General features: G+C 63.8%; 8 protein-coding genes. 2 read left to right on the forward strand and 6 right to left on the reverse strand.

The genetic code is table 11. The annotated features are described in order from the left end of the window. Window positions 1–6 precede the first annotated feature (6 nt). Both AC19YX_RS28730 and AC19YX_RS28735 read right to left on the reverse strand, forming a co-directional pair. Window positions 7–1,236 (reverse strand): Zn-dependent hydrolase, encoded by a 1,230-nt coding sequence (locus tag AC19YX_RS28730; protein WP_500607618.1) that lies wholly within the window; start codon window positions 1,234–1,236, stop codon window positions 7–9. A 20-nt stretch (window positions 1,237–1,256) separates the two neighbouring features. Then, window positions 1,257–2,570, reverse strand: a complete 1,314-nt coding sequence (locus tag AC19YX_RS28735) for an MFS transporter (RefSeq protein WP_020297299.1) — start codon at window positions 2,568–2,570, stop codon at window positions 1,257–1,259. Window positions 2,571–2,752: 182 nt separating this feature from the next. On the opposite strand from AC19YX_RS28735, the gene AC19YX_RS28740 reads away from it, so the two are divergent. Next, entirely contained in the window at window positions 2,753–3,676 is a 924-nt protein-coding gene (locus AC19YX_RS28740; RefSeq protein ID WP_078473881.1) for a LysR family transcriptional regulator, read from the forward strand. Here AC19YX_RS28740 and AC19YX_RS28745 read toward each other — a convergent pair. From AC19YX_RS28745 to AC19YX_RS28755, 3 genes are read right to left on the reverse strand one after another with little or no spacing between them, the layout of a single operon-like run. Then, window positions 3,670–4,599, reverse strand: coding sequence for a 2-hydroxyacid dehydrogenase (locus AC19YX_RS28745; RefSeq protein ID WP_078473882.1), 930 nt, complete (start codon window positions 4,597–4,599; stop codon window positions 3,670–3,672). The genes AC19YX_RS28740 and AC19YX_RS28745 overlap by 7 nt on opposite strands. After that, complete coding sequence (locus tag AC19YX_RS28750) at window positions 4,596–5,351, reverse strand: class II aldolase/adducin family protein (protein WP_078473883.1); 756 nt, start codon at window positions 5,349–5,351, stop codon at window positions 4,596–4,598. Before AC19YX_RS28750 ends, AC19YX_RS28745 begins: the two co-directional genes overlap by 4 nt. After that, window positions 5,348–6,649: an MFS transporter gene (locus AC19YX_RS28755; RefSeq protein ID WP_421549598.1), complete on the reverse strand. Its 1,302-nt coding sequence runs from the start codon at window positions 6,647–6,649 to the stop codon at window positions 5,348–5,350. The genes AC19YX_RS28750 and AC19YX_RS28755 overlap by 4 nt, the downstream gene beginning before the upstream one ends. Before the next feature lie 157 nt (window positions 6,650–6,806). Here AC19YX_RS28755 and AC19YX_RS28760 point away from each other — a divergent pair, with 157 nt between their 5' ends. Further along, window positions 6,807–7,793 carry a LysR family transcriptional regulator gene (locus tag AC19YX_RS28760; RefSeq protein WP_078473885.1) on the forward strand — a complete coding sequence of 329 codons (987 nt, stop codon included), beginning with the start codon at window positions 6,807–6,809 and terminating at the stop codon, window positions 7,791–7,793. 1 nt (window position 7,794) lies between these two features. On the opposite strand, the gene mrdA is transcribed toward AC19YX_RS28760, so the two are convergent. After that, window positions 7,795–9,687 (reverse strand): penicillin-binding protein 2, encoded by a 1,893-nt coding sequence (mrdA, locus tag AC19YX_RS28765; RefSeq protein ID WP_078473886.1) that lies wholly within the window; start codon window positions 9,685–9,687, stop codon window positions 7,795–7,797. Between the last annotated feature and the right edge of the window lie 337 nt (window positions 9,688–10,024).

Consider the following 10,024-nt stretch of genomic DNA (forward strand, 5'->3'; position numbering starts at 1 on the left):
TTCTCCTTATTCAACCTGGCCAGCACGGGCCAGCACGGCGTTAAGCAATACATCGGCGCCCTGGCGCACATCCTGGGGCAGCACGTCTTCGGCTTCGTTGTGGCTCAGGCCGCCGACACAGGGGATAAACACCATGGCCGTCGGGCAGTAACGCGCCAGCAGAATCGCGTCGTGACCCGCGCCGCTGACAATCGACTGCTGAGGATAGCCCAGGCCATCCACCGCCTGCTGCACGGCGGCCACGCATTGGGCGTCGAAGGGCGTGGCCGGGCTGACCCAATGCGGGCTGACGCTGACCCGCAGGCCGCGCTGGTGAGCAATGGCCTCCAGGCGTTCGCGCAATTGCTGTTCCATGGCGGCGATCTGCTGGTCCTGGTGATGACGCAGGTCCACGGTGAACTGCACTACGCCCGGGATGGTGTTGCGCGACGACTTGGCAATGCTCAACTCGCCCACCGTAGTCAGGCCTTGGGGAGCGAAGTCGGCCGCCAGGGTTTCGACCGCGAGGATCATCTGCGCGGCGCCATACAACGCATCCTTGCGCAGCGGCATCGGCGTGGTCCCGGCGTGGGCGGCCATGCCTTCGACCTGTACGTCGAGCCAGCGAATCGCCTGGCCGCCGCTGACCACGCCGATGCTCTTGGCGTTGTCTTCGAGGATCGGCCCCTGCTCGATGTGTGCCTCGAAGTAGGCATCCACCGGCCCGCCCAGCGGTCGCTGGCCGGCATATCCGGTGCGTTGCAAGGCCTCGGCGACGCTGATGCCAGCGGCATCGCGCACAGCCAGTGCGGCCTCCAGTGACATGACCCCGGTGAACACCGCCGAGCCGAACATGGCCGGGGTGAAGCGCGCGCCCTCTTCGTTGGTCCACACCGCCACCTCCAGCGGCTTGCGGGTGCGGATCTGCAAATCGTCCAGGCGCCGCAGCACTTCCAGCCCGGCCAGCACGCCATAGACCCCGTCGAACCGTCCGCCTTCGGGCTGGGTATCGAGGTGGCTGCCGATCATCACCGGGGCCGCCTGGGGGTCGGTGCCGGGACGGCGGGCAAACAGGTTACCGATCGGGTCGACACTCAGGGTCAGCCCGGCCTCGGTGCACCAGTGGGCAAACAGTTCGCGACCGGCCTGGTCCTCGGCGCTCAGCGCCAGGCGGCAACTGCCACCACGGGCCGTGGCGCCGATTTCAGCCATGGCCATCAAACTCGCCCAGAGGCGTTCGCCATTGATTTTCAACATGGGTTTTTCTCCAGAATAAGTCAGGCGCTTGCGGCCATTTCCAGGCGCTGGGCTGCAGCATGCCGCCGAGCCAGGGCCAATACACAGATCAGCGACACCGCGGCGATCAGGCTGTAGAACAGCGCCATCGGCCACCATTGCCCGGCGAATTCATGGGCCAGCCAGGTGCCGATCAGCGGCGTCAGACCACCGGCCAGCGCGCCGCACACCTGGTACGCCAGGGAAATCGCGGTGTAGCGCACCCGGGTCTCGAACATGCCGCTGACGTAGCCGGCGATCACCGCATAGAAGGACGCCATGCACACCACCGCCAGCGCGATACCGAGGATGATCAGCGGCGCCTGGGCCGAGCTGACCAGCACAAACATCGGGTACGGCGAGGCCATGGCCAGCAGTGACACCAGGCACAGGAAGCGCGTGGCGCCGATCTTCTCGGCGGTCCAGGCCGCCAACGGCTGGATGCAGAACTGAATGATCGCCACCACAAACAGGCATTCGAGAATCAGCGAACGCGGCAGCTCAAGCTGCTGGGTGGTGTAGGCAATCATGAAGGTGTTGGTGAAATACACCCCGGCGATCCCCAGGGTATTGGCCCCGATGCACAGCAACAGCGGGCGCCAGGCGGTCTGCAGCACCTCCATCACCGGCGCCTGCTCCTTGCGCACCGAGGTCCGCGCCTGTTCGCGGCTGGCCAGAAACTCCGGCGACTCGTTGACCCCCAGACGAATCACCAGCCCCACCAGCAGCAACAGCGCGCTGGCCAGGAACGGCAGGCGCCAGCCCCAGCTCATCAGGGCCTCTTCAGGCAGGCGGGTGACGGCACTGAAGGCCAGCAGCGACAGGATCAAACCGGCCGGGCTGCCGAGCTGAGCAAAGGAGGCGAAGAAATTGCGCCGGCCCTTGGGCGCATGTTCGCCGGCCATCAGCACCGCACCGCCCCATTCGCCACCCACGGCAATGCCCTGGACGATGCGCAGCAGCACCAGCAGCACCGGCGCCAGCGCGCCGATCTGGGCATAGGTCGGCAACAGGCCGATGCACACGGTGACCACGCCCATCATCAGCAAGGTGATGACCAGGGACTTCTTGCGTCCGATGCGATCGCCGATATGGCCGAAGATGATCCCGCCCAGGGGCCGGGCGAAGAACCCCACGGCGAAGGTGCCAAAGGCGGCCATGGTGCTGAACAGTTTGTCGTCGGAGGGGAAGAACAAGGCGCCGAACACCAGCGCGGCGGCGGTGGCGTAAATGTAAAAGTCGTACCACTCGATCATGGTGCCGATAAAGGCGGCGGCCGCGGCACGGCGTGGTTGAGCAGAAGCGGCAAGCTTCATGGGATCAGGCTCCTTGGCTATTTTTTTGGCAGGAGAGAACGGTGAACACGCAGGCGCTCTGGCGGCGCTTGTCTGGAAGGGATTTATCGTCGCGGGGCTATAATTAGTCAATTTTCTATTTATTATGCTGATTATTAGCCACACTTATTATCAAGCCCCTGCCCTTCCCAGAGCCTTCGCCCATGTCCGACCGCCTGCTCAATGACCGCCTGGACTGGAACCTGCTGCGCACCTTCCGGGTGATCGGCCAGGAACTGAGCATCAGCCGCGCCGCCGCCCGCCTGCACCTGACCCAGCCGGCCGTGAGCCAGGCCCTCAAGCGCCTGGAAGAACAACTCGGGCGCCAGTTGATCGCCCGCCGAGGGCCGCGCTTTGCCCTGACCGAGGTCGGCGAGCAGATCTTTCAACTGGCCGGGGAAATCTACGGCCAGATGTCCCAGGTCAGCGGCGTCCTCGAACAACCCGCCGACGAGGTGATCGGCAAGGTGCGGCTGCTGATGATCAGCCGGATCTTTTCCGACCGCTTCGATGACTTCCTTGCCGGTTTCCATCGCCAGCACCCACGGGTGGACCTGGAAATCGAAGTCATGCGCAGCTCGGACATCGTCAGCGCCCTCCAGGAAAAAACCGCGACCCTGGGACTGAGCCTCAATCGACGACCACAGCCCCGCCTGGAACAGCGGCTGTTCCTGCGGCAGCGTTATGCGTTTTTCTGCGGCCGGCACCATGCCCTGTTCGGCCAGCAAGCCGTGGCCGAGGGCGATTTGCAGCGTGAGAACTTTGTCAGTTTCACCAGTGACCAGATCGGCGGCATGCTCTCGCCGCTGACCATCTTTCGCGATCAGCAAGGTTTCAGCGGGCGCATCGTCGCCTCGTCACCGAGCCTGGAAGAAGTGCGGCGCCTGGTGATTGCCGGCTTCGGCATCGGCTGCCTGCCGGAGCATGTGGTGGCGGCCGACGTCGAAGCCGGCCTGTTGTGGCGCCTGCCGCCACACGAAGGCATTGCCGATGTCGACATCCACCTGCTGTGGAACCGCGAACAACGCATGAGCCGTGCCGAGACCCTGTTTATCGACAGCCTGCAACAGAGCCTCGAACCTCAGTAACCCAGCGTCAGGTCGACCCGATTCAGCAGCGGTTCATCGGCCTGCAGGCGGCGCAGGTTTTCCGCCACCTGTTCGGCGATGCAATCGTGGGACGCGGCCGAGGCCATGTGCGGGGTGATGGTCACTGCGGGCAGGGTCCACAGCCGATGCTTGGGCGGCAGTGGCTCCTCGTCGAACACATCCAGCAACGCCCCACGCAACTGCCCGCTGGCCAGGGCCTGCTCCAGGTCATCGGCATTCAGGTGCGCGCCGCGCCCACAGTTGACCAGCGCCGCCCCCGGCGCCAGGCGGGCGAAGGTGGCATGACCGAGAATCCCACGGGTTTCCGCGGTCAGCGGCAGCAGGTTGATCAGCAGTTCGACGCCGTCCAGAAATGGCGCCAAACCCGCCGCCCCGGCAAAACTCTCGACGCCCGGCAGCACCTTGGCGCTACGCGCCCAGCCGCGCACGCTGTAGCCGGCGGCGGCCAGGTCCAGGGCAATCGCGCTGCCCAGGGAACCCAGCCCCATGACCCCGACCCGGTACTCGGCGGCAGCCCGTTGCAGTGGCCGTTGCCAACGCTGTTCGGGCTGTTGCCGCAGCACCTGGTCAAAGCCGCGGTGATAGTGGATGGCCGCCCAGCGCACGTATTCGGTCATGCCCTGGCGATGGCCCGGGTCGACCACCCGGCACACCGGCAAGTCCGGGCATTCGGGATCGTGCTGCAGGTGATCGATGCCCGCCGCCACCGAGTGAATCACCTGCACATTGGGCAAGGCCCGCAGGCTGCCGGCAGGCGGAAACCAGCAGGCGGCGATCTGCGCCTGGGCGGCCTGGGGATCGTCGGCCAGCAGCACCTTGAGCTGCGGCGCACGGCGGGCAAAGGCCGCTTGCAGCTGTTCGAGCAACAGCCCATCGCGGGATAACAGCACCACGCTACTCATGACAGGTAAGACTCGCGCTGGGACTCGATCAGGGTCAGGGCAGCGTGCCAGGCCAGTTCGATAATGTTGTCGGCTTCATCGCGGTCGAACTGCTCGGCGGTGTGGGCGCAGACCTCGGGCGACGGGTAATTCAACTCGCAGCCACCGGCCAGTGCCTGCACCTGGGCCTGGCAGGCACGCTCCAGGAAGTGGATCTCCTGAAACGCATGGGCCACCGTCGCGCCCCCCACCAGCAAGCCGTGGTTGCGCAGGATCATGGCCTTGTGCGGCCCCAGGTCGGCGATCAGGCGCTCGCGCTCATCCAGGGACAGGGCGATGCCTTCATAGGTGTGATAGGCCAGCCGGCGGTAGAACTTCAGCGCGTGCTGGCTGATCGGCAACAGGCCCTGCTTCTGCGCGGCGACCGCCATGCCGGCGGCGGTGTGGGTGTGGATCACGCAGTTGAGATCGGGTCGCGCCATGTGGATCGCGGAATGGATCACAAAGCCCGCAGCATTGACCCGGTGCCCGGCGTAATCCGGGTCGACGATGCGGCCGTCCTGGTCGATACGCACCAGGTCGCTGGCACGCATGCGGTCGAAAATGACCCCGTAGCGATTGATCAGGAAGTGATGCTCGGGCCCGGGGATGCGCAGGGTGATGTGGGTGTCGATCAGGTCGGTCATGCGAAAGTGCGCGACCAGCCGGTACAGCGCCGCCAGCTCGCAACGGGCCTGCCATTCAATCGGGTTCATGTGTTCAGGTTTGCTCACGAATACACCTCTTTTCGAGCGGGGTGGGCGTCATTGCCGGCACGGAGCCGGGCCAGGCCGCAGACGCCAATCAGGGACAGTGCCGAGAGCAGGCTGAAGTACACCGCCAACGGCAACCATTGTCCGGAAAACTTGCTTGCCAGCAGCGTGCCGATCAGCGGCGTGCTGCCACCGGCAATCGCGCAGCTGAGCTGGTAGGCGATGGAAATGCCCGAGTAGCGCAGGTGCACCGGGAATGCCTGGGTCATGTAGCCGGCGATCACTGCGTACAGCGCGGAGAGGATCACCACCGCCACCGCGATGCCGAGGGTCATCAGCACGATGTTCTGCGTCCCCACCAGCACGAACATCGGGTACGGCGTGGCCATGCACAGCAGGGCCACCAGTTTCAGGAAGCGGCCCTCGCCCATGCGTTCGGCGAGCAACGCCGACAGCGGTTGCGACAGCAACTGGATCACCGTCACCAGGAACAGGCAGTCGAGAATGGTCGAGCGGGCAATGCCCTGGTACTGGGTGACGTAGGTGATCATGAAGGTGTTGGTGAAGAAGAACCCGGCCGAGCCGATGGTCACCGCCGCCGCGGCAAACAGGATCTGCCGCCAGCAACTGCGCAGCACTTCCATCACCGGGTATTGGGCGGTTTCATTGTTGTCCCGGGCCTTGGCGAACTCCGGCGACTCATGGACCCCGGAGCGGATCATCAGCCCAACCATCATCAGCACACCGCTGGCCAGGAACGGTAGGCGCCAGCCCCAGTCGAGGAAGTCCTGGGGCTCCAGGCTGGTCACCAGGCGAAAGGCAATCAACGCCAACAACAGGCCCGCCGGGCTGCCCAGTTGGGCGAACGAGGCGTAGAAGGTCTTGCGCCTGGCCGGAGCATGTTCGCTGGCCATCAGCACCGCCCCGCCCCACTCGCCTCCGACCGAGATGCCCTGGATGATGCGCAGCACGATCAGGCTGATCGGTGCCCAGATACCGACGCTGGCATAGCTCGGCAGCAAGCCGATGCCAGTGGTGGCCAGGCCCATCAGGGCCATGGTCACCAGCAGCATCTTTTTGCGTCCGAGGCGGTCGCCCAGGTGCCCGAAGACCATGCCTGCCATGGGCCGCGCGATAAAACCCACGGCAAAGCTGCCAAACGCAGCCAAGGTGCTCATCACCGGGTCAGTGCTGGGAAAGAACACTTGCCCGAGTACCAGCGCCGCCGCCGTGGCGTAGATGTAAAAATCGTAGAACTCGATGGTGGTGCCAATAAAGGCAGCCGCCGCGGCTCGGCGCGGCTGAGGGGTGGTGTGCATGCAAGGACCCTGTATTTGTAGTTTTTTGGGCAGGTACTGAAGGACTAATCCGGGTGGCGCTCTGTGGCGCTTGTGGGCTTTATCGCCGCCGTGCCAGGATTAGTCAATTTTCAAATCCTTATCTTTACTATTAGCCTTGCTACTACCTGGAGGGGCGATGCCCACTGCCAACCCTGTGGCCAACCCTTGGGTCGGTCGCCGTTTTCTCAACGATCGGCTGGACTGGAATCTGCTGCGTACCTACCTGGTCATTGGCCAGGAAGGCAGCATGAGCCGCGCCGCTGCGCGCCTGCACATCACCCAGTCCGCCGTGAGCCAGGCCCTCAAGCGCCTGGAGGAACAGCTCGAGTGTGTGCTGATTGCGCGCAGTGGACGGCGCTTCGAGCTGACCGAAACCGGCGAGGAGGTGCTGCGCATTGCTGCCGATATCTACGGTGATATCTCGCGCCTGGGGTCAGTGGTGGAGAGCCGCCATGACGATCTGGTGGGCAAGGTGCGCATCCTTACCGTCAGCGGGGTACAGGCCCAGCATTACGACGAGTTCCTCGCCGACTTTCATGAAACCCACCCCAAGATCGAGTTGGAAGTGGACGTCATGGGCAGTTCGGACATCATCAGCTCGCTGCTGCAAAAGACCGCCACCCTGGGGTTGGGCCTGTGTCGCCTGCCCCAGCCACGGTTGGAGCAGCGGGTGCTGTTCCGCGAGCGCTACGCCTACTTCTGCGGCCAGCGCCATCGGCTGTTCGGCCAGCGCGGCCTGACCCTGGAGCAACTGGCCGCGGAGCACTTTGTCAGCTTCACCAGTGACCAGTTGGGTGGCAACCTTTCTCCCTTGACCCTGTTCCGTGACCAGCAGGGTTTTACCGGCAAGATCGTCGCGTCTTCCACCAGTTTCGAGGAAATTTACCGCCTGGTGTGCGCCGGGTTCGGCATCGGCTGCCTGCCGATCCACCTGGTGCGACGTGACGTTGAGCAAGGCCTGCTGTGGCGCCTGCCGCCGGAGGAAGGGGTGGTGGATTTCGATATCCAGCTGCTGTGGAATCGCGAGCAGAAGATGAGCCAGGCCGAGACTGTGTTCCTCGACAGCATCCAGCACATGCTCAGCATTCGTGAGCAGGTGCCGGGGAGCCTGATGCTTAAGTGACTCAGACGTGGGGCGGAGCCGCAGGCTTGGCCGGGCTGGCGTATTGCGGTTTCAGGTGGCCATCCTGGTCAAGCAGCCAGGCGTCCATGATCTGCCGCACCACAGGACCGGCGACGCGGCCACCGGCTTCGCCGTTTTCGATCATCACCGAAATCACGATCCTTGGATGCTCGGCCGGGGCGAAGCCGACGAACAAAGCGTTGTCCCGGTTACGCTCGCGGGTCTTGAGGCGGTTGTAACGCTCGCCCTGCTTGATCGCCACCACTTGCGCCGTGCCACTCTTGCCGGCAATCCGGTACTGCGCGCCGGCCGCTGCGGCCCGCGCAATGCCACGCGGGTCGTGCATCACCATCTGCATGCCATGGTTGACCTGCTCCCAGTCACGCGGGTCCTTGAGCAGGATGTTCGGCATCGGGTGTTCGTCCACCGGTGCCACGCCGTCGATGGTGCGCGCCAGGTGTGGACGGTTCCAGATGCCCTTGTTGGCGATCAGCGCGGTGGCCTGGGCCAACTGCAGCGGTGTGACCTGCATATAGCCCTGTCCGATGCCGAGGATCACCGTCTCACCCGGGAACCACGGCTGGCGGCGTGTGGCGCGCTTCCAGGCCTGGGACGGCATCAACCCGGCCGACTCTTCGAACATGTCCAGGGAGACCTTCTCACCCAGACCGAACATCGCCATGTAGTCGTGCAGGCGATCGATGCCGAGTTTGTGCGCCAGGTCGTAGAAGTAGGTGTCGTTGGAGCGCATGATCGCCGCGTCCATATCCACCCAGCCGTCACCACTGTGGTTCCAGTTGCGGTACTTGTGGTCGAAGTCCGGCAGTTGGTAATAGCCCGGATCGAAGACCCGGGTCGACGCTGTGACCACACCGCTGTCGAGGCCGGCAATCGCCACCTCGGGCTTGATGGTCGAGCCCGGCGCGTAGAGGCCGCGAAGAACGCGATTGAATAGCGGGCGGTCGATGGAGTCATGCAGGGCCGCGTATTCCTTGAAGCTGATCCCGGTCACGAACAGGTTGGGGTCGAAGCTCGGCTTGCTGACCATGGCCAGCACCTCGCCGGTTTCCGGGTCGAGGGCGACCACCGAGCCGCGACGATCACCCAAGGCCTCTTCAGCGGCCTCCTGGAGCTTCACGTCGAGGCTGAGCACGATGCTCTTGCCCGGGATCGGGTCGGTGTGTTTGAGCACGCGCATCACCCGCCCCTGGGCGTTGGTCTCGACCTCTTCATAGCCGACATGGCCGTGCAGCTCGGATTCGTAGAACCGCTCGATACCGGTCTTGCCGATCGACTGGGTGCCGCGGTACTCCACCGAGTCCAGGGCCTTGGCCTCTTTCTCGTTGATGCGCCCGACATAGCCGATGGAATGGGCAAAATGTGCGCCCATTGGGTAATGACGCACGAACTGCGCTTCAACGTCGAGGCCAGGCAATCGGTACTCATTGACCGCCAATACGGCGATCTGCTCCTCGGTCAGCTCATAAAACAGCGTGACCGGCACAAAGGGGTGGCGCGCCTGCTTCATCTCTTTGTCGAACAGTGCACGATCCTCGGCCGGCAAGTGCAGCAACTCGACCACTTGGTCCAGCTCGCCCTTGAGGTCGGTGGTGCGCTCGCGGGTGATGGTCAGGTTGAAACTGGGACGGTTGTCGGCCAGCACCACACCATTACGGTCATAGATCAGGCCCCGGGTCGGGGTGATCGGCAGCACGTGCACGCGGTTGTTTTCGGAGACAGTGGAGTGGTAATCGAACTCCACCACCTGCAGAAAATACAGGCGACCGACCAGGGTGCAGCTGATGGCTACGACAAACAGAGCGCAGGCCAGCAGGCGCTTGTTGACCAGGCGGGTTTCTTTTTCGTGGTCTTTGATCGGTATCGCTTCGGGCATTTCTACAGCTTCTCGTGACATGAAGGTGCGCGCGGATCCGTGCGGGTAACTCAAGTCCATTAAAAAACGAGCTGCACCATACCAAAAACTACCTGCTCACCAGGACAGGATTTCCCATACGACTGATCAATGGCAGATGGCACAGCGACAAGCTTCAAGTGGATGGCCGCAAGTGGGAGCCGAACAAGGTGCCTGTAAGGTCGCCCCCGCACAGCCAGCACTTTCCTGCGCGCAAAAACAAAACCCCTGATTGCGTTAGCAATCAGGGGTTCTGGAATTTAATCTTGACGATGACCTACTCTCACATGGGGAAACCCCACACTACCATCGGCGATGC

Source organism: Pseudomonas sp. MF09150 (assembly GCF_059862355.1).